The sequence below is a fragment of the Arthrobacter sp. SPT-J7 genome (assembly GCF_059089965.1).
In genome coordinates this window covers 266942-284162 of record NZ_JBNHFF010000003.1, presented here as the reverse complement: position 1 = coordinate 284162, position 17221 = coordinate 266942, and the positions used below count along the sequence as shown (strand labels likewise).

At 62.8% G+C, this 17221-nt stretch carries 24 protein-coding genes and 2 pseudogenes; 15 read left to right on the top strand and 11 right to left on the bottom strand.

Features of this window, described 5'->3' with window-relative positions:
* Positions 1-3: 3 nt before the first annotated feature.
* From AC5RWX_RS06775 to AC5RWX_RS06740, 8 genes and pseudogenes are all read right to left on the bottom strand, one after another.
* The gene (locus tag AC5RWX_RS06775) at positions 4-1083 is read right to left on the bottom strand and encodes a FecCD family ABC transporter permease (protein ID WP_494097083.1); all 1080 of its coding nucleotides are present in this window, start codon (positions 1081-1083) and stop codon (positions 4-6) included.
* 203 nt (positions 1084-1286) lie between these two features.
* A complete protein-coding gene (locus AC5RWX_RS06770; protein ID WP_494097082.1) occupies positions 1287-2141 on the bottom strand; it encodes an urease accessory protein UreD in 855 nt (284 codons plus the stop codon).
* The gene (gene ureG / locus AC5RWX_RS06765; protein ID WP_493940768.1) at positions 2138-2752 is read right to left on the bottom strand and encodes an urease accessory protein UreG; all 615 of its coding nucleotides are present in this window, start codon (positions 2750-2752) and stop codon (positions 2138-2140) included. The genes AC5RWX_RS06770 and ureG overlap by 4 nt, the downstream gene beginning before the upstream one ends.
* A gap of 62 nt (positions 2753-2814) precedes the next feature.
* On the bottom strand, positions 2815-3528 hold the full coding sequence (locus tag AC5RWX_RS06760; protein WP_493943217.1) for an urease accessory protein UreF: 714 nt from the start codon (positions 3526-3528) through the stop codon (positions 2815-2817).
* Positions 3509-3982 carry an urease accessory protein UreE gene (ureE, locus tag AC5RWX_RS06755; RefSeq protein WP_493940766.1) on the bottom strand — a complete coding sequence of 158 codons (474 nt, stop codon included), beginning with the start codon at positions 3980-3982 and terminating at the stop codon, positions 3509-3511. Before ureE ends, AC5RWX_RS06760 begins: the two co-directional genes overlap by 20 nt.
* A 30-nt stretch (positions 3983-4012) precedes the next feature.
* Positions 4013-5725: an urease subunit alpha gene (gene ureC, locus AC5RWX_RS06750; RefSeq protein WP_493940765.1), complete on the bottom strand. Its 1713-nt coding sequence runs from the start codon at positions 5723-5725 to the stop codon at positions 4013-4015.
* 149 nt (positions 5726-5874) lie between these two features.
* Positions 5875-6309 (bottom strand): annotated as a pseudogene (locus AC5RWX_RS06745) (urease subunit beta); the annotation flags it as partial.
* A gap of 18 nt (positions 6310-6327) precedes the next feature.
* Positions 6328-6630: an urease subunit gamma gene (locus tag AC5RWX_RS06740; protein WP_493943216.1), complete on the bottom strand. Its 303-nt coding sequence runs from the start codon at positions 6628-6630 to the stop codon at positions 6328-6330.
* Between the two features lie 315 nt (positions 6631-6945).
* Between AC5RWX_RS06740 and AC5RWX_RS06735 the strand changes: the two genes are divergently transcribed.
* The 4 genes from AC5RWX_RS06735 (at position 6946) to AC5RWX_RS06720 (ending at position 8139) form a co-directional block, all read left to right on the top strand.
* Positions 6946-7101 carry a hypothetical protein gene (locus tag AC5RWX_RS06735; RefSeq protein ID WP_494014791.1) on the top strand — a complete coding sequence of 52 codons (156 nt, stop codon included), beginning with the start codon at positions 6946-6948 and terminating at the stop codon, positions 7099-7101.
* 24 nt (positions 7102-7125) lie between these two features.
* The gene (locus AC5RWX_RS06730; RefSeq protein ID WP_493940762.1) at positions 7126-7371 is read left to right on the top strand and encodes a universal stress protein; all 246 of its coding nucleotides are present in this window, start codon (positions 7126-7128) and stop codon (positions 7369-7371) included.
* Positions 7368-7595 carry a hypothetical protein gene (locus AC5RWX_RS06725; protein ID WP_493940761.1) on the top strand — a complete coding sequence of 76 codons (228 nt, stop codon included), beginning with the start codon at positions 7368-7370 and terminating at the stop codon, positions 7593-7595. Before AC5RWX_RS06730 ends, AC5RWX_RS06725 begins: the two co-directional genes overlap by 4 nt.
* 64 nt (positions 7596-7659) lie before the next feature.
* On the top strand, positions 7660-8139 hold the full coding sequence (locus tag AC5RWX_RS06720) for an NUDIX hydrolase (RefSeq protein ID WP_493940760.1): 480 nt from the start codon (positions 7660-7662) through the stop codon (positions 8137-8139).
* Between the two features lie 534 nt (positions 8140-8673).
* Here the strand turns inward: AC5RWX_RS06720 and AC5RWX_RS06715 are convergent.
* Positions 8674-9108, bottom strand: coding sequence for a MerR family transcriptional regulator (locus AC5RWX_RS06715; protein WP_493943215.1), 435 nt, complete (start codon positions 9106-9108; stop codon positions 8674-8676).
* 63 nt (positions 9109-9171) lie between these two features.
* Here AC5RWX_RS06715 and AC5RWX_RS06710 point away from each other — a divergent pair, with 63 nt between their 5' ends.
* The 6 genes from AC5RWX_RS06710 to AC5RWX_RS06685 all read left to right on the top strand — a co-directional run bounded on the left by AC5RWX_RS06710 (position 9172) and on the right by AC5RWX_RS06685 (position 13361).
* A complete protein-coding gene (locus tag AC5RWX_RS06710; protein WP_493940758.1) occupies positions 9172-9348 on the top strand; it encodes a hypothetical protein in 177 nt (58 codons plus the stop codon).
* Positions 9349-9936: 588 nt separating this feature from the next.
* A complete protein-coding gene (locus tag AC5RWX_RS06705; RefSeq protein ID WP_494097081.1) occupies positions 9937-10761 on the top strand; it encodes a hypothetical protein in 825 nt (274 codons plus the stop codon).
* An 11-nt stretch (positions 10762-10772) separates the two neighbouring features.
* Positions 10773-11933, top strand: a complete 1161-nt coding sequence (locus AC5RWX_RS06700) for an SRPBCC family protein (RefSeq protein ID WP_493943213.1) — start codon at positions 10773-10775, stop codon at positions 11931-11933.
* An 8-nt stretch (positions 11934-11941) separates the two neighbouring features.
* Positions 11942-12355 (top strand): gas vesicle protein GvpJ, encoded by a 414-nt coding sequence (gene gvpJ / locus AC5RWX_RS06695; RefSeq protein ID WP_493940755.1) that lies wholly within the window; start codon positions 11942-11944, stop codon positions 12353-12355.
* Between the two features lie 21 nt (positions 12356-12376).
* Positions 12377-13105: a GvpL/GvpF family gas vesicle protein gene (locus tag AC5RWX_RS06690; protein ID WP_494097080.1), complete on the top strand. Its 729-nt coding sequence runs from the start codon at positions 12377-12379 to the stop codon at positions 13103-13105.
* A 4-nt stretch (positions 13106-13109) separates the two neighbouring features.
* Entirely contained in the window at positions 13110-13361 is a 252-nt protein-coding gene (locus AC5RWX_RS06685) for a gas vesicle protein GvpG (RefSeq protein WP_493940753.1), read from the top strand.
* Between the two features lie 100 nt (positions 13362-13461).
* Here AC5RWX_RS06685 and AC5RWX_RS06680 read toward each other — a convergent pair whose 3' ends face one another.
* Entirely contained in the window at positions 13462-13611 is a 150-nt protein-coding gene (locus tag AC5RWX_RS06680; protein ID WP_493943799.1) for a hypothetical protein, read from the bottom strand.
* 19 nt (positions 13612-13630) lie between these two features.
* On the opposite strand from AC5RWX_RS06680, the pseudogene AC5RWX_RS06675 reads away from it, so the two are divergent.
* The 5 genes and pseudogenes from AC5RWX_RS06675 to AC5RWX_RS06655 form a co-directional block, all read left to right on the top strand.
* Positions 13631-13906: pseudogene (locus AC5RWX_RS06675) on the top strand (gas vesicle protein GvpO); the annotation flags it as partial.
* Between the two features lie 66 nt (positions 13907-13972).
* Positions 13973-14479, top strand: coding sequence for a gas vesicle protein (locus tag AC5RWX_RS06670; RefSeq protein WP_493940752.1), 507 nt, complete (start codon positions 13973-13975; stop codon positions 14477-14479).
* A gap of 70 nt (positions 14480-14549) precedes the next feature.
* Positions 14550-15509 carry a gas vesicle protein gene (locus AC5RWX_RS06665; protein WP_494097079.1) on the top strand — a complete coding sequence of 320 codons (960 nt, stop codon included), beginning with the start codon at positions 14550-14552 and terminating at the stop codon, positions 15507-15509.
* A complete protein-coding gene (gene gvpK / locus AC5RWX_RS06660; RefSeq protein WP_493940750.1) occupies positions 15490-15813 on the top strand; it encodes a gas vesicle protein GvpK in 324 nt (107 codons plus the stop codon). Before AC5RWX_RS06665 ends, gvpK begins: the two co-directional genes overlap by 20 nt.
* Positions 15810-16655 (top strand): GvpL/GvpF family gas vesicle protein, encoded by an 846-nt coding sequence (locus AC5RWX_RS06655; RefSeq protein WP_494097078.1) that lies wholly within the window; start codon positions 15810-15812, stop codon positions 16653-16655. Before gvpK ends, AC5RWX_RS06655 begins: the two co-directional genes overlap by 4 nt.
* 134 nt (positions 16656-16789) lie before the next feature.
* Here the strand turns inward: AC5RWX_RS06655 and AC5RWX_RS06650 are convergent, their stop codons facing one another.
* Complete coding sequence (locus AC5RWX_RS06650; RefSeq protein ID WP_494097077.1) at positions 16790-17158, bottom strand: cupin domain-containing protein; 369 nt, start codon at positions 17156-17158, stop codon at positions 16790-16792.
* Between the last annotated feature and the right edge of the window lie 63 nt (positions 17159-17221).

The window sequence follows — 17221 nt, the reverse complement described above, 5'->3', positions numbered from 1 at the left end:
TGCTTAGTCCGCCTGACGCGTCCTGCGGATGAGGTGGAGCAGGAAGGGAGCGCCGATAAAAGCAGTGATAATCCCGAGGGGCAGTTCCTGTGGCTGCAGCAGGATCCGCGCGAGCAGGTCGGCCCAGATCAAAAAGATCGCACCGAGCAGAGCGGAGACGGGAATGACCCGGGAGTGGGCGGCGCCGACCAGCCTCCGGGCGAGATGCGGAATGACCAGTCCAACGAAACCGATGGACCCCGCGGCCGCAACGACTACCCCGATGCACAGGGAGATGACGACCAGCAGTTGGGTGCGGAACCGGCCGGGTGCAACGCCGAGGATGTGCGAGGTCTCGTCGCCGATAGCCAGGGCGTCCAAGCGCCTGCCGGCAAGAGTCAGCAGGCAGCTGGTCACCAGGACCACCGCGACGACTATGGCCAGGGGGCTGCCCCACTTGGCAAGAGCCAAGGACCCCAGCAGCCAGAACATCACGGACCGGGCGCCCTCCGCGGAGCCCGAGGCGAAGATTAGGAAGCTGGTCACAGCCGTCAGTGCGTAGCCGATGGCAACGCCGGCCAGCAGCAGCCGGGTTGAGGTCACCCGCCCGGCCGCACGAGCGATCAGGAAGACCAGCATCGACGCAACCAGCGCCCCGAGGAAGGCGCTCACAGGCAGCGCGTGTTCCCCCAGACCCAAACCGACGCCGAACAGGATTATCGCAGCCGCACCGCTGGAGGCTCCGGAATTTATCCCCAGTAGGTGGGGGTCGGCGAGCATGTTGCGCACCATGGCCTGCAGCGCTGCCCCACATACCGCCAGCCCGGCACCGACGGCGCTCCCGAGAAGAACGCGGGGCAGCCGGACCTCCCAGACGATGGCAGCGGCTGTCGGATCGGGTTGATACCCGAACAGCGGGCCCGGCAGATGCGACCAGATCACCCCTGCCACAGTCGCGGTATCCAGCGTGACCGGCCCGGTCCCCACGGACACCACCATTCCGGCGACCAGGAGCCCGGTCAGTACCAGTACCCACAAGAGATGACGACGGCGTAGTGGTGCCCGCTGCAACGGGTCCGCGCCGCAGGCGGCCTCGGCGAGCATGCCGCCTTCGCGTGGGGCCGGGCCCCAAGACCGAAAGAAAATTAGTGCCTCCAGGGAAAGGAACGAGTTCTGCTAGGCGGATCCAGAGGCCTGACACCGTGCAACGCCCGGGCTGGACAGGACCCGGGCTGAATGGGTCTGCGGTCCGGCCGCCGGTGGAGCTGCCCTGGACGGGGCCGGGCCGCACTCAGGTACGGCGCGGGTCAATACTTGCGAAGATTCAGTGGTTGCTGGCCGAACCAGCGGTGACGGAGCAGGTCGGCGGCGGCGTGCAGCATGGCGTTCAGCGCGTCGGTGCTGCGGGACAGGGCGCGCAGGGCGAAGCCGGGCCCGTTCAGCAGCGACATGCCGAGCTGCCCGCCGGGATCCATCGGGGCCAACAGGTCCTGCAACTCGCGCACCAGGTCACCGTCCACCCGGGGGTCGACCACAAGCATCGAGCCCAGGTGCGAATAGTCCTCGAGGAAGAGCATGCTGGACAGCGGCGCGTCCGGATCGCCGGGGCGGATCAGCAGGTTGTCCAGGGCGAGCAGGCGGCCGTCGCGGTAGATGTCGTTGCGGATGCGCACCTCCTCATACCGGAAGGGCCTGCCGTCCGGGGACCAGCCGGGAGTGACCACGTCACACATCACGAGGGAGGAATCCGCGGCGAGTTCGACGACGGTCTGCTGGCGGTAGGTAGCGTCCCGGTACGCGATGAGCTGGTCCGGCAGGTACTCCAGGCTGGCGCCGGGGCCGAGCCGGAACCGGGTGTGCTGCACGGCCGGAGCGCCCGGCGTCCGGTAGATCTTGGTGGCGGACTGGGTGGTCAGCAACAGGCGGGCCTGGTCCTCGACCTGGATGTCGACCTCATAGACGTCCCCTCCAAGGTAGCCGCCCCCCGGATTGACGATCGTGTAAGCGACCTGCGCGGACGCGTCCAGGTAGTGCGGGCGGATGACCCGCAGCGCGCCCTGGTGGTATTGCGAGGTGGCGATCCCGCGGCCGCCGCGCCGGCCAACCGTCAGGCGCAGCTCACCGGTCGGAAGCTGCACGCATGCCGGTTGGGCCGCGCTCATTGCGCCAGGTCCTGCATCAGCACGTCGCGGCGGAGCCATTCGATGACCTTGTCCAGGCCCTCGTCCGTCTTCAGGTTGGTGAAGCAGAACGGCTTGTCTCCACGGAATTCCTTCGAGTCGGACTCCATCACCGACAGGTCGGCGCCCACGTGCGGTGCCAAGTCGGTTTTGTTGATGATGAATAGGTCCGACTTGATCATGCCTTGGCCGGCCTTGCGCGGGATCTTTTCGCCCTGCGCCACGTCGATGATGTAGATGGAGAAGTCCACCAGTTCCGGGCTGAACGTCGCCGAGAGGTTGTCACCCCCGCTTTCGATGAACACGACCTGCAGGTCCGGGTGCCGGTTCTTCAGTTCCTCCACGGCGGCGGAGTTCATCGAGGTGTCCTCGCGGATGGCCGTGTGCGGGCAGCCGCCGGTTTCGATGCCGATGATCCGGTCCAGCGGCAGCACGCCGTTTGCTGCCAAGATTTTGGCGTCCTCGATCGTGTAGATGTCGTTGGTGATGGCGGCCATGGAGATTTCGCCCGACAGGTGCCGGGTCAGGCGTTCGACCAACTGGGTCTTGCCGGCGCCGACGGGGCCGCCGATGCCGATCTTGATGGGTTCCATTGTCTTACTCCTTGTTCCGTGGGCCGGCCGCGGGGCGGCCGGGTCTTGTTGTGGGCGGCGGGTCAGGACATGAACATGCGGGCCCGCTGCCGCTCGTGGCGCATTTGGGCGATTTCCAGCCCGGGGGCGGCGGCGCCGAAGTCGTCGCGGTCCAGTCCGGAGATCCTGGCCGTGGCCGCGGTGATCCACGGATGGACCTGGCGCAGCACCCGCTGTCCGGCGTCTTGGCCGATCGGGATGCCGCGAATGGCGTTCTGCGTCAGCGAGGTCGCCGTCGAAAACAGGTACGTGCCCAGCAGTTCCGGCAGCGGAACCTGCAGGCTGCGCCCGGCGAGGGCGAAGGCCAGCGCCGGGTGCCCGCAGCTCGCGCCGCTGGCGACGTCCTCGCGGTACTGCTCGATCTCGTCGCTGTCAAGGATCACCGAGGCGATCTGGAGCATCCGTGCGCCCATTTTCACGCCGGCCTCGCGCACTTGCCGCGGCAGGGCCTGCGCTGCCAGCATCGCGTCCAGCTCCCGCAGTTCCGCCGTCGAGCGGGCTTCCAGGGCCAGCCGGATGGCCAGGCCGTCGCTGTACGTCAGCTGGGTGTGGATGAACTGGCCGAGCCACAGCGCGAAGGTCTTCTCGTCGCGCACCAGCCCGCGTTCCAGGAACGTCTCGAGACCGAACGAGTGGCTGAAGGCTCCGGTGGGCAGGGCGGAGTCGGCCAGCTGCAGCAGGGGCAGCAGGTATGACGACGGGTGGCGGCCGGGTGCCTCAGTGCGTGTGTTCGGCATATCGAAACGGCACGGGCATGACCCGTTCCTGCCGCGAGTAGGGCACCTGCATGTGCTTTAGGTAATCTTCGACGGTGTGGTCGTACTGCACCACCATGACCTCCGCACGGTAGTCGCTTCCGGCATCGAAAAATTGCGCCTGCAGGTGGCGGTTGCCCAGGCTGTGGGCCACCACGCCCATCTCCCGGATGGTGCGCGGGGCGATAACCAGAACGTCCGTGGGCAGGACGCTGACGACGATGACGTTCGACTCGTCGCGGAACAGGATGTCGCCGTCGCGCAGGTCGCCCGGCACGGCCAAGCGGATGCCGATTTCGCGGCCGTGATCGGTGGTGACGCGCTGGACGCGCTTGACCAGTTCGCTGCTGGGAAGCGCTACCTTCTCCTCGTGCAGGCCGGCAAGCTCCGTCTGCGGAAGATCGTGCCGGTTGGCGATGACGCGCTCAATAATCATCGACTACGTCCTTTCGGGGTATGGCTCGGTCTAGAACAGGAAGTAGCGCTGGGCCATCGGCAGCACGCTCGAGGGCTCGCAGGTCGCTACTTCACCGTTCACCGTGACGGTGTAGGTTTGCGGGTCGACCTGGATGTCCGGGGTCTCCCCGTTGTACTTCAGGTCGGCCTTGGTCAGGGTGCGGATGCCGTGGGCCGCGCGGACGGTCCGGCGCAGGTTCAGCCGGTCCGGGATGCCTTCGTCGATGGCGATCTTCGGCATGAACGTGATCGAGGACGAGTGCACGGCCTTGCCCAATGCCCCGAAGTTGTGCCGTAGGGAGCGAGGCTGCGGGGTTGGGATGGAACCGTTGGCGTCGCCCATGATGGACTGGACGATCTGTCCGCCCTTGATCACCATCTCCGGTTTGACGCCGAAGAAGGCCGGGTCCCAGAGCACCAGGTCGGCGAACTTGCCCACCTCAACGCTGCCGACGGAGTCGGCGATGCCGTGTGCCAGCGCCGGGTTGATGGTGTACTTGGCCACGTAGCGCTTGAGCCGGAAGTTGTCGCCAATTTCCGGGTCCAGCTCGAATTTTCCGCGCTGGCGCTTCATGGCATCCGCCACCTGCCAGGTCCGCAGCACCATCTCGCCGACGCGGCCCATGGCCTGCGCGTCGGAACTGGTGATCGAGAAAACGCCGAGGTCGTGCAGCACGTCTTCGGCAGCAATGGTCTCTCTGCGGATCCTCGAGTCGGCGAAGGCGACGTCCTCAGGGATGTCCGGGTTCAGGTGGTGCGCGACCATGAGCATGTCCAGATGCTCGTCGATCGTGTTGGTGGTGTAGGGCAGGGTCGGGTTGGTCGAGGCTGGCAGCACGTTGGGCAGCCCGGCGACCCGGATAATGTCCGGGGCGTGTCCGCCGCCGGCGCCTTCCGTGTGGAAGGTGTGGATCACCCTGCCGTCGATAGCGCGGATGGTGTCCTCCACGAAACCGCACTCGTTGAGCGTGTCCGCGTGGATGGCAACCTGCACGTCGAACTCGTCGGCGATCCGCAGCGACATATCGATCGAGGAGGTTGTGGCGCCCCAGTCCTCATGCACCTTGAAGCCGATGGCACCGGCCCGGATCTGTTCGGCCAGCGGCCCGCGTGCGCTGGCGTGGCCCTTGGCGAGCAGCCCGATATTGATCGGCAGGTCGTCAACCGCCTGCAGCATCCGGCCGATGTGCCATGGTCCCGGCGTCACGGTGGTCGCCTTGGACGCATCCGAGGGACCGGCGCCGCCGCCGATCAGCGTGGTGACCCCGTTGGCCAGCGCGACCGGCACCTGGTCCGGGTTGATGAAGTGCACGTGCGTGTCGATGCCGCCCGCGGTGAGGATCTTGTGCTCCCCGGCGATCACGTCGGTCGCGGCACCAATGGCGATGTCGACGCCGTCGGAGATGTCCGGGTTGCCGGCCTTGCCGATCTTGAAGATGTGCCCGTCACGCAGTGCGACGTCGGCCTTGTAAATTCCGCTGTAGTCCAGCACTACGACGTTCGTGATGACCGTGTCCGGAATGTCCTGGTCGCGCGTCCGCTGTCCGTTCTGGCCCATGCCGTCCCGGATGACCTTCCCGCCGCCGAAGACCACTTCCTCGCCGTAGCGGGTGTAGTCGTGCTCGATCTCGAGCAGCAGGTCGGTATCTGCGAGCCGAATGGCATCGCCGGTGGTCGGCCCGTACATCTCCGCATAATGCCTGCGGTTCATCTCGAAGCTCATCGTTGCTCCTCCCCGCCGTCGTCGGTCTTGGCGGCGGCGCCGCTACCGTCAGCTTGTTCGGCGGTATCGTCCCGCCCCGCCGGCTTCTTGCCCGCGCCGGCCTTCGGGCCGCGGGACTCGTCGACCAGGTCCATGCCGTACGTAGTGTGGAACCCGGCCGACTCGACGCCCACATTGGGCAGGTCGATGTCGTATTCGGCCGCCAGTTCGGGCTCGGCCTCGGCATCGATGCCGGCGGTGCCTCCGATGGCATCGGTGTAGGCCGGAGGGACGCTGGCCCCCAGCGACCCGTTCACGTGGTTTCGAAAGCCGTGGACCTCGCGGTTCCCAGCGATCTCCACCAGGTGCACGCTGCGCGCATCGCCCGGTTCGAAACGCACCGCCGTGCCGGCCGGGATGTCCAGCCGGAAGCCGCGCGCCGCCACCCGGTCCATGTCCAGCGCCGGATTGACCTCGGCGAAGTGGTAGTGCGACCCGACCTGGACCGGCCGGTCGCCCCGGTTGGTCACGTTCATGATGCGGGTCTCGGCGCCCTCATTGCACTTAATGGGCTCGCCGCGCAGGATGTATTCTCCCGGTTTCATCGGCATTCCTCTCCAGGCTCAGCGGATCGGGTTATGGACGGTGACCAGCTTGGTGCCGTCGGGGAAAGTGGCCTCGACCTGCACGTCGGGGATCATCTCGGCCACGCCGTCCATGACGTCGCTGCGGGAGAGGATCGTGGTGCCGTAGCTCATCAGGTCCGCGACCGTCCGGCCGTCGCGGGCGCCCTCGATGAGCTCGTAGGTGATGAGTGCCACCGCTTCGGGATGGTTGAGTTTGAGGCCGCGCTGCTGGCGCCTTCGGGCGAGGTCGGCGGCCACCACAATCATGAGTTTTTCGTGCTCACGGGGCGTTAAATGCATACAGAACTCCCTAGTCTTTTCAGGAAAAAGGTGTCCACCCGTTATCTACAACCGGTCTGAGATAAGACCGGGAGGCCCGTGGATAAGAGCAAGGATAGCCATACAATTTCCCACCGACAAACTGGTGAACCGAGGCGGGTCGGGAGGGAGGGAGCGTGTCCGTCGTGCGGCGTGTTTCGTCCCTTGCTTCCTTCAACGGACAGGAAAAACAACATGATGACATGGGATAACGCGAGGGACGCTGAGGGCGGTCAGCTGCTGCGGATCATCGGCCCCATCCTGGTGGGCGTGGTGCCGGGCTAGCCCGCCGCCGTCGTGCGGCGGGCGGCCGGGCTCGCCGCCGGTCTGGGCGCGGAGCTGGCCTGCGCCCACGTGGATACCAGCACGTATGAGGCGGTCCGGCAGGACGGCTCACATGTCCTGCCGCCGATCGACTACGACTACGACTACGTAGACGAGGCAGCAGAATAACTCAAGGCACATCTGGCCCGGATCTTGGCCTGCTCAGGGGTCGAATGGACCTTCCGCGACCTGGCCGGGGAACCGGCACACGCCTTGACCCGGGCCGCCGAAACGCTGGATGCCTCCATCATTGTGGTAGGCAGCCGCGAGGCGCGGCTGCCCCACAGGCTCGAGGAAATGCTCGCCGGATCGGTGGCGGTGCACCTGACCCATCATCAGCACCGGCCCGTCCTGGTCATCCCGCTGAACCCCCGCCCCTTCGATCAGAGGCACCGATGACAGAGGACAAGCGGGCACCGGCCCGGAACATGGTTGAACCGGATGCCGATACGCGCGGGCCGCGGCGCGCATCGCGGCCCCTGCACCTGAGGTTCAGCTATATCGGGCTGGTCTTTGCCGGCGGCGTGGTCGGCACGCTGGCGCGGTACGGGGTCAGCCACGTTGTGCCCGCCCAGGCCAACTGGCCGCTGCCCACGCTGACCATCAACCTGGGCGGGGCCTAGCAATATTCCTGAACCTCGAAGACAAGAACCGGCAATCTCTATAGCCTAGGGATGTGGAGGGCGTATGACAGTTCGCAGCGCAGGCATCCTGCTGTACCGGCGGAGCCTGGAAGGGCACTTGGAGGTCTGGATCGCCCATAATGGTGGCCCTCACTGGACCGGCATGGACACCCGCGCCTGGACAATTCCAAAGGGAATATACCTCGACGCGGAGGACCCCCTGGTGGCCGCGCTGCGGGAGTTCGCCGAAGAAATCGGGACGCCGGCGCCTCAGGCGGACTACCTTGAGCTGGGCGCTTTCCGCCAGCCTTCGGGGAAGGTCATCACCGCCTTCGCCGCCGAATCGGATTTCCAGCCAGAGCACATCACCAGCAACACGTTCCCGCTGGAATGGCCGAAGGGTTCCGGTGTTGTGCGGGAGTACCCCGAAATCGACGATGCCAGATGGTTCAGAGAGTCCGAAGCGCGCAGCAAACTGGCGAAGGGGCAGGTGCCGATCCTCGATGCCCTTGCCGAGTACCTCGGGAAGCTGGGCGGGTCCTGAGCTGGGCAGCTTTCAGGCGACATCGTTCTCCACACTGGCAGTAGTAACGAGCGTACGTATGGCGCCGGTGCAGAGCCTGGCCGTGCCGTTCAACCCGGCGATGGATGACCTGAGCTGGTTCGCCGCATCTAGGCATTGCTCAGTTTCGGTTCAAGCCAAACTTTCGGCTGACGGGGCCACGAAGATGTGTATCTTTCAGCCTTGAGCAGGGTGATACTTCGTAGTGCCCATCAGTTTCGCCAAATAGGTGAGTCAGCCGACATGGGCAGTAGTCCACCGAAACCGCGGAAACACGGTGATTCGCATCTGGCGCTAACCGCCAACTAGCCTCCGACCTCACCCCCCCTCGTCGAGCCGCCACGGTTTCTGTTCACCCTGGCTGGCTCAGGGAGGCGAACGAGCATGACAAAGGGGCACCCCGAGGGGTGCCCCTTTCGCGGCGGTGACTTGTGAGCCGCGGCTAGCAGCAGTTGGTGCAACAGCTTCCCTCGCAGGCCGGGTCGTCGCAGCATGGACAGGTGTTGGGTTCGAGCGTCACGAGTCACCTCCTTCGTTCTCTGGGGGACACCAGGTGCCCGGAAGCGGGTCGGGGCAATTATCGTCCGGCAGTCGAGCGACCATGGATTTCAAGTCCGAGTGGAGGGCGTTGAGCCGCGCGATCTCCCTTTCCAGTTCGTCAATTCGCCGCCGACGCAGTACGCCCGCCGGCTCACAAGGGCACTCGCCTGTATCGCGAACCTGCAGCAAATTGACGATGTCATTGAGCCTTAAGCCCAGCCGTTGACACCCCTGGATAAATTTCACCCGCTCTGCAGTGCTGCGCGGGTACAGGCGGTACCCAGCCGGAGAGCGCTCAGGAGCGGGCAGCAGGCCGGACCGTTCGTAGAAGCGAACCGCATCCGGGCTGAGCCCGCAGTTCCGCGCTAGTTCCCCAACCCTGAGCCCTGTTCGCTCCTGTACGTCGATCATGGATTCAGCGTAAACCTTGGAGTCGAGTCATAGGTCAAGCATTCCGCGGGGGGTTTGACCAGCATGGGATTAGTTAATGCCATCACCACGCGCATGCCGCTGAAGTTGGTGGCCCAACACCGGATTCCCTCGGAAAAGTTCTCCACCCATACGTTCCGCCTCACGGACATAGTGGATGCTTACGGCACCTTCTCGCGTGCTGAGGAAACCAAGGCTCTCAGAGTAGCCTTCACGCGTTGAGCAGATAGCCAGCCCAAACCTCTGACCAGCTGCCGGGCACTTCCTTCTACGAGCCGGTGCCCGTAAGAGGCGCGCCGTGAGAGTGACTAATTGCTGACCGCTGGCCTGCAGGTTCAACTTAGCTGATTATCTCGCGTTCGGCAGCGCCCTGCTCGTTCCGCAGTAAAAGGACGCGGCCAACGGCCGCTCATGGATCCTCTGCCTCCGGAGGCAAGTCTTCTCACGCCCCAGGAGGAAGGACACGGCTCCCGATCTGGAAGCGACACCTCAAGATCACTCCGCCATCCAGCAACCCGGGAATCACCATCATCCCGTAGCGATAATGCCGTTTTGCCTCCCGAGCAGGGGAGTTAAAAGGTTTCAAATCGAGATAAAACCTTTCAGTCAAAGTTGTAATCGTTTCACCATATCCGTCCTTCTAGCGAGCTTCCATCCGCTGTGCCATCGTTGGTGCTAAGCGCCCTTAGTGGTTGAGGTAGGGGCGATCACCAAGAAGAATCCTGTGCGGAGATGAGGCAAGCGATGGAAAATAAAGGAAAACTAGTTGGCATTCTGTTGGGCGGCTATTTGCTTGGTAGAACAAAGAAAATGAAGTTGGCTTTGACCGTCGCCGGGACCTTGGCTGGCCAGCGTTTAGGCGGGAACCGAACCCAATTGCTGGGCCAGCTCAACTCACTGATCCAGTCCAACCCAGAAGCGCAGCGTTTGGTGCATCAACTAACGGGCCAGTTGGCGGATGCGGCCAAGGGAGCAGCCCTAGCCGGGGCCAGCAAGGGAATCGAATCAGTAACCTCAAGCCTGCAGGACCGAAGCGAAAAGCTTAACGCCGCCGCCACTAGCCGCTTGAAGGACGCTGTTCCCGGAACCGGCAAGGACAAGCCCGCCTCTGAGGGCGAGGAGACGGACTCCACCGCAGAGAAGAGCCCTGGTCGAGGTGCGGACCAGCATGAAGAGGGCGATGAGGGTACCCGCGCCGACCAGCAGGAGGGAGCTGCTTCTGAGGGCGAGGCGGAGGGTGAGGAAGCCGGTCCTGAGGGCGAGGCGGAGGACGAGGAAGCCGGTCCTGAGGGCGAGGCGGAGGACGAGGAAGCCGGTCCTGAGGGCGAGGCGGAGGACGAGGAAGCCGCTCCTGAGGGCGAGGCTGAGGACGAGGAAGCCGCTCCTGAGGGCGAGGCGGAGGACGAGGAAGCCGGTCCTGACAACGAAGCTGAGGACGAAGAAGCCGCTCCTGACAAGGAAGCGGCGGACGAGACCGGCTCTAGGGATCAAGTCGCAGCCGGCGAGAAAAGCAGGTCGGATGACCGTCCGAAAGCTAGTTCGCCCCGTCCGGGCAATCAGTCAAACAAACCGCCGGTGAGGCCAGCCCGTAAGAGCCCGCCTTCTGCTGGTAACCGCAAGCCATCTACCAGATAAGGAGCCGTGCCATGCCTGAATCTAATACTGGTTCGATAACCGACAAACTTCCACTGACCGCGCTAAAAGAGAGTGCCATCGGCTATGGCAAGGCGCGGGTTAACAACTGGCTGGGCAAGAGAGCGGACAGCATTGCGGGTCTGACAGAGAAGATGATGAACCCCTCCAAGGGCTCCGAGGGCTCCGAGGGCTCGGAGGGCCCCGCAGGGATCAAGGAGAAGGCCGTCGCCGAGGGCGCCAAGGCCGCGGCCGAGGGTGAAAGCCCGGTCAAGGGTGCCGTCGGTGGCGTGTTGAGCGGCGTGAAGGACAAAGTGAAGGATGTTTTCACTGGCGGCGGCGGTAAGGGAACCAACCCGCATAAATTCACCAACATAGTCGAGTGGATTGAGGTCGGGGTGCCGGTCACCGTTGCCTATAACCAGTGGACTGAGTTCGAGCAGTGGCCGGACTTCATGAAGAAGCTCGAAAACGCTAAATACAGCCAGGACGACGGCAAGGTCAAGTTTAAGGGACAGGTTTTCTGGTCACACCGCTCATGGGAATCGACAATCGTGGAAATGGTGCCCGATGACCGCATTGTCTGGGTCTCCACGGGTGAGAAAGGATATCTGAACGGCTCCGTTACCTTTCACGAAACAGCTCCAAGGTTGACGAAGATTTGCATTGTTGTCGAGTATCACCCGCAGGGTTTCTTCGAAAAAACAGGAAATATCTGGCGGGCCGTGGGCCGCCGCGTGCGGGTGGAGATGAAACGGTACGTACACCGGGTGATGACCCACACCATTCTCAATCCCGACGACGTTGAAGGCTGGCGCGGGGAAATTCGGGACGAAGAAATCGTTCGTACGCACGAAGAAACCGTGGAACAAGAGCGAGCGGACGCAGAAGCCGCTGAACAGGGAGAAGCCGCTGAACAGGATGAATCAGAGGACGAGTACGACGAATACGAGTCGGGCTCTGAAAGAGACGGTTCACCTGAGGACGGCGGCGAAGCCCCTGAAGAAGGCCCCGACGACTCGTATGAGGACTACGAAGAAGAGGAAAGAGAATACGGGGAAGAGCCGGAAGCCCGTGCGGCTGACACCGACCGCGAACCGGGGGAGGAATACGACGAAGAACCCGTTGAAGACGAGGACTATGAACCGGAACCGCAAACGTCCGAAAGGAAGTAGCAGCAATCATGACTACCATGACTCAGTCCCGAGGCGGCTACATTGATCGTCCCCGATCCAGTTCACTAGCGGACGTCATTGACATCATTCTGGACAAAGGTCTGGTAATTGATGCTTACGTACGCGTCTCATTGGTGGGCATTGAAGTTCTGACCATCGATGCTCGTATCGTGATTGCCAGCGTGGATACCTACCTGCGGTTCGCCGAGGCGGTCAATCGGCTCGACCTGGAAGCAAAGGGCGGCAAGGACTTGCCGGAGATGATGGAGTCGTTGAACCAGAGCGGGTCCAAAGGCAAGACGAGTGGCGTCCTCTCCGGAGTGAAGGAAGCCATCGGCCGAGGGGGGGACAAGACGGATGACGGCAACGATCGAAAAGAACGAGAGCCTGAGCAGGAGGCATCGCGCAGGTCTTCCCGCTAACCAGGGAAAGAGCTGCGCCCCATGATGCAATACGTCTACGGAATCGTCCCGGCGGACAGCCTCATGCCGCCGGGGCTTTCCGGCGTCAACAAGGATCCGGTGCATCGATTGGTCCGCGGAGCACATGCCGCGCTCGTGACACCAGTAGAGGAGGCGGACGCTCTGGCATCAACGGAGAACTTGTTGGCACACGGGCAGGTGCTGGACCAGGTGGCCGCCACCGTCTCCGTCTTACCGATGACGTTCGGCACCGTAGTCCCCGACGCGGACACTGTCACCGAGGACGTGCTGCCGAGCATGCAGGAAGCGTATGCATCCCTGTTGCGCCGGATTGAGGGAGCGGTGCAATTCACAGTTCGTGTCCGGTACGAGCAAGAGACGGTTCTAGCAGAAATAGTGTCCGAAAACCCTGAGGTTGCCCGGCTGCAACAGGTCACAGCGAATCAAAATGAAAACGCGTTTCACTATGAACGTATCCGTCTTGGAGAACTTGTGGTGGAAGGACTCGAACGGAAGGCGGCTTTTGATTCAGGCCTGATAGAAGCGGCACTCGCCCCGTTGGCGCGGGAAACAGGACACCGGGAAACCAATCAACCCGGCGATGTGATTGACCTTGCCTTGCTTGTTGACCGAAAAGCTGCTGACGCCTTCGTCAAAGCAGTGGAAGATTCCGCTCGGCGGTCCTCGAAGCGCCTGAGGTACCGGCTCTTGGGTCCCCAGGCGCCATACGATTTTGTTGGGGAGTTGTAGGCATATGGGACTGTTCTCCGCAATCTTCGGCTTGCCGCTTGCGCCTGTGAAAGGGACAGTATGGATCGCCGAGCGCGTGCTCGAAGAAGCGGAGCGCGAGTACTTTCACCCCGCCGTCATCCGGCGGAAACTCGAAGAAGTAGCCGAGGCGAAGGCCGCCGGTTCCGTTTCTGAAGAAGAGGCCGCTGCCCTTGAACAAGAGCTGGTAAACCGGCTTATTCAAGCGAATCAGCGTCAGCGCCGGGAGGGAAGATGATGGCGAACGAGGAGAGGGCACCGGTCAAGAGGCGGCCCGCAAATGAAGGAGACGGTCCAGCGAGAAAGCCGGTTCGCCGTCCTTCCGAGGGCAGTGCCTCTCAGAAAAGACCGGAAAGCTCCGGCGAATCCCAGAGCCGGACGTCCAGCACCAGCCCTTCCCGGACGTCCAGCGCTTCGGAGCCGCGGCCACGGTCCAACTCGTCTGGAGAGCAGCGTCCACAGCGGGACTCTTCGCCCAGTCCTTCCACCGAACGTTCCTCTGCGCCGCGGAAAAGCGAGAACGGCCTGACAGCCGGCAAGGCGGCCCGCCGGGCGTTGGAGCAGTTGCAAGAGCTGACCAACAGGGATGTTGAGGGTGTCGTAGGGATCGACAAGAACGACGACGGCGGCTGGCAGATCACCGTGGAAGTCGTTGAATCACGGCGGATACCGGATACAGCAGATGTGCTGGCCGAGTACGAAGTGGTCCTTGACGCAGCCGGTAGTTTGGCCTCATACAGCAGACAAAAGCGCTATGTACGCGGACGAGGGCACTCCGACTAGCTCAGGTCCGCCATGCATCCACTAGGCGTAGACCCCACATCTCCGGCGAGGCGGGAGCACCCAACCATGAGTACCAGCAATACCCCCGGTTCTATGAGCCACACGCGCACGGCAGCGATGGAGCCGCAGAGAGACCGCGAGGGTACCTTGACGCACGTCATTGAAACGTTGCTGGACAAGGGGTTGGTGATCAACGCGGACATCATGGTCTCGGTGGCCGGCGTCGAACTGTTGGGCATTCGCATCCGTGCGGCACTGGCTTCCTTCGACACGGCGGCCCGGTACGGGCTGGAGTTTCCCGCTGGCACCAACCAGGACACGGTCGCATGGCAAAATTCTTTGGAGCAGAAGGAAACCTGCCCGCAGTGCGGCAAGCGAGCAGCTGTTCACCAGCTGCTTAACGAATTCTGTCCCTGGTGTGGTTGGCGAAGCGCGCAGGCACTTGAGCGGGACGGGCAAGGCTCCCGGGACCAAAACTCCATCGGAGATAAAAGCGGTGAGGATCGTGGCCACATCACTGGCTCCGACGTGGGGTCGACTGCTGCGGGCACTAGTTCCGACCGGGAGCAGTAGACAAATGGCACTAGCATCGGGAACCCGGACAGCCGGGGCACGATCTTTCCCTGATACACCAAAATCTGCCATGCAGCCTACCCGTGACCCCGGTGCCACCCTGCCCGACCTGGTCGAAGTCCTACTCAACAAGGGCGTATTTCTGAACCTCGATCTCATCATCACCGTGGCCGACATACCGCTGATCGGGGTCAACCTTCGCGCGACCATTGCCGGTCTTGAGACCATGCTCGAATACGGGATGATGCAAAGCTGGGATGCGCGCACCCGGGCGTGGGCACGTGATTCTGCATCCCGACACGTGGCGCTTGAGCAAGACGAAGAGATTGTGGCAAAAATGGTTGGCGGCTACTGCCCCGAGGAAACGCCCACGGTATGGTTGCCCGGCCACATCTACCTCACCACCCAGCGACTGATTGTGTACCGGCAGAATCCGCCTGAGGTGCTCTGGCAGGTACCGCTAGGGGACATCGCCAAGGTGCACCTGCAGGGACAGACGACCAGCGGCGGCCAATCCCGGCCCCGGTTGCTTTTGGAGAGGAACGACGGCAGTACTGGGCTTCTGTTAGCAGCCGACCCGGAGCGCCTGAGTGCCCTGATCCACAACACACAAACCAAAGACGGCCCGGAGAGCCGCCCAGCCACAGTCCGCAATGCCGAAAAACTGCCGGCACGGGAGGAACCCGACACCTTGTTGCTGCAGGGAGAACTTTGGTACGAGGAAGAACGATCCGGAAGCCGGACTTGGCGAGGCGGCACTGGAAGATACGACAGCGAAGAGGGATTTAGCTGGAAGGCTGCGTTGGACCGCCGCCCGGCTGTTCGGCTCCAACCAAGGGAGATCACTGCCGTCAGGGCGGAAGGCGGAAGAACCCCAGTCGGGGAATCATCAGTTCTGGTTCTGGAATCCGCTCAGGGCAAAGTACGGCTGGCCGGCGAACACATCCGCCAATGGGCTCTGCTCCTGCACGGAGTCAGCCAAGGTGAAGCCTACGACACGGAGGCAGACGGTGACACTCAAAGTCGATGAGGACAACCTCAAGCACGGGGTATTGACGCTTGTCGTCACCCTGGTCGAAATCATTCAAGAAGCACTGGAGACTCAGGCAATCCGGCGGCTTGAAGGTGGCGAACTGACCGAAGAAGAGCAGAACCGGCTGGGTGAGGCGTTACTCGAACTTGACGAGGCCTTGGAACAGATTAAGAACGACCACGGCATCACAGACTCGGTTGCTGACCTTCATCGCTCCCTTAACGACGTTGTGGATGAACTTGTGCAAAAGTTCATAACTCCCGAACTCACGGTTGAAGAACAGGGCAGAGGTACCAAATGAGCGAATCTGCTGATCTCGTCGGTGAAGGCCTTTATGTGTACGCCGTCGTTCCGGCAACCGTCTCGCTGGCCGATCTGGGAACCGGAATTGATGGCGCGCCATTGGAACTGATTGCCACAGATGCAGATATCGCAGCGATCGTACACCGCCATCGAACAGCTCCCTTCGAAGGCGCAGATGATGACGTAAAGCGCTGGGTGTCCGAGCACGGGGAAGTGGTCGAGCGAAGCTGGGAACAGGCCGGAACCGTTCTGCCGATGAGCTTCAATGTCATCGTGGCTCCTGACGGCCACACATCCGCTGAGGAACGCTTGGCCCAGTGGCTCAGCGAATCAGCTGGCCCGCTCAAGCAACGCTTGGAGGCACTGCGGGGGCGGGCTGAATTGCGGATTGAGATCTATTTGGACCAGCACGTTGCTGCCGCAGAGAACAGTGAAGTGATCGACCTGCGCGAAGAGATGCAACAACGATCTGCCGGTATCCAGCGACTGCTGCAGAAGCGATTGTATGCGGTGGAACGACGGATAGCGGACCAGCTTGCCGACGGGCTGTATCCACGGTACCGACACCGGATTGCACGTCAAAGTGAGGACTTGGCCGAGAACCGCCGAACGCACTTGGACGAAGGTTATGTACCGGTGTTGACAGTGGCGGTCTTGGTAGACCGTGCGCGGATACCGGACATCGGCGCTGAACTGACTGCAATCAAGGATGAGGAACCCAGCGCATTCATTCGCTTTCTAGGCCCGTGGCCTCCTTACTCATTCGCGGACGTGCCGGACCTCGCAGTCCCGGACACCGGAGCTTCTGCGTCATTCTCAGCAAATGGAGGTGTCCCTTAGGGATGAGCAGTCAACTGGCGGTCCGGTAAGGCTGTCTCGGGAACCTCGCGAAGCGTCTTCGTTGGCGGTCCCACTCGCGCCACTAGGTCCAGGACGCTGCCGCGCATGGAGGAATACCCGCAGCGGAAAGAGACTTAGTCGTGTCGCTTGGCGTAGTCGACGTATCCCGCCCAGTCGATGATTACGCACTGTTCGTCGCCGATAACCCATGCATCGTGACCGGGCGGGACCGACATATAGTCACCGGCCGCGAACTCGTTCTCTTCGCCGTCGTCCAAGACGATCTTCATCCGTCCGGACAGCACGTAGCCGGCATGTTCAGCTTGGCAGCTGTCAGTCTTGGCGATTGGCTTCACGTGCTTGGACCATTGCCAGCCCGGTTCGAAAACGGCCCGCCCGACGCCGCCGGCCTCCAGATGAACCAAATCGAGCTTTCCTTTACCGTCTTCGAAGGGCCGGGATTCTTCGGGTTCGTTTAGACTCTTGCGGATCATGCCAGCCATGAGGATCTCCTTTGAACCAACGGTGCGATGCTCAAAGTGTGGCAGTCTCCCCGGGAAGGGGTC

What these genes read in the sequence shown, in the direction of transcription:
- AC5RWX_RS06775 (WP_494097083.1), bottom strand. Translation starts at nt 1,083, where the DNA reads ATGCTCGCCGAGGCCGCCTGCGGCGCGGACCCGTTGCAGCGGGCACCA.
- AC5RWX_RS06770 (WP_494097082.1), bottom strand. Translation starts at nt 2,141, where the DNA reads ATGAGCGCGGCCCAACCGGCATGCGTGCAGCTTCCGACCGGTGAGCTG.
- ureG (WP_493940768.1), bottom strand. Translation starts at nt 2,752, where the DNA reads ATGGAACCCATCAAGATCGGCATCGGCGGCCCCGTCGGCGCCGGCAAG.
- AC5RWX_RS06760 (WP_493943217.1), bottom strand. Translation starts at nt 3,528, where the DNA reads ATGCCGAACACACGCACTGAGGCACCCGGCCGCCACCCGTCGTCATAC.
- ureE (WP_493940766.1), bottom strand. Translation starts at nt 3,982, where the DNA reads ATGATTATTGAGCGCGTCATCGCCAACCGGCACGATCTTCCGCAGACG.
- ureC (WP_493940765.1), bottom strand. Translation starts at nt 5,725, where the DNA reads ATGAGCTTCGAGATGAACCGCAGGCATTATGCGGAGATGTACGGGCCG.
- AC5RWX_RS06740 (WP_493943216.1), bottom strand. Translation starts at nt 6,630, where the DNA reads ATGCATTTAACGCCCCGTGAGCACGAAAAACTCATGATTGTGGTGGCC.
- AC5RWX_RS06725 (WP_493940761.1), top strand. Translation starts at nt 7,368, where the DNA reads ATGACAGAGGACAAGCGGGCACCGGCCCGGAACATGGTTGAACCGGAT.
- AC5RWX_RS06720 (WP_493940760.1), top strand. Translation starts at nt 7,660, where the DNA reads ATGACAGTTCGCAGCGCAGGCATCCTGCTGTACCGGCGGAGCCTGGAA.
- AC5RWX_RS06715 (WP_493943215.1), bottom strand. Translation starts at nt 9,108, where the DNA reads ATGATCGACGTACAGGAGCGAACAGGGCTCAGGGTTGGGGAACTAGCG.
- AC5RWX_RS06710 (WP_493940758.1), top strand. Translation starts at nt 9,172, where the DNA reads ATGGGATTAGTTAATGCCATCACCACGCGCATGCCGCTGAAGTTGGTG.
- AC5RWX_RS06705 (WP_494097081.1), top strand. Translation starts at nt 9,937, where the DNA reads ATGAAGTTGGCTTTGACCGTCGCCGGGACCTTGGCTGGCCAGCGTTTA.
- AC5RWX_RS06700 (WP_493943213.1), top strand. Translation starts at nt 10,773, where the DNA reads ATGCCTGAATCTAATACTGGTTCGATAACCGACAAACTTCCACTGACC.
- gvpJ (WP_493940755.1), top strand. Translation starts at nt 11,942, where the DNA reads ATGACTACCATGACTCAGTCCCGAGGCGGCTACATTGATCGTCCCCGA.
- AC5RWX_RS06690 (WP_494097080.1), top strand. Translation starts at nt 12,377, where the DNA reads ATGATGCAATACGTCTACGGAATCGTCCCGGCGGACAGCCTCATGCCG.
- AC5RWX_RS06685 (WP_493940753.1), top strand. Translation starts at nt 13,110, where the DNA reads ATGGGACTGTTCTCCGCAATCTTCGGCTTGCCGCTTGCGCCTGTGAAA.
- AC5RWX_RS06670 (WP_493940752.1), top strand. Translation starts at nt 13,973, where the DNA reads ATGAGTACCAGCAATACCCCCGGTTCTATGAGCCACACGCGCACGGCA.
- AC5RWX_RS06665 (WP_494097079.1), top strand. Translation starts at nt 14,550, where the DNA reads ATGCAGCCTACCCGTGACCCCGGTGCCACCCTGCCCGACCTGGTCGAA.
- AC5RWX_RS06655 (WP_494097078.1), top strand. Translation starts at nt 15,810, where the DNA reads ATGAGCGAATCTGCTGATCTCGTCGGTGAAGGCCTTTATGTGTACGCC.
- AC5RWX_RS06650 (WP_494097077.1), bottom strand. Translation starts at nt 17,158, where the DNA reads ATGGCTGGCATGATCCGCAAGAGTCTAAACGAACCCGAAGAATCCCGG.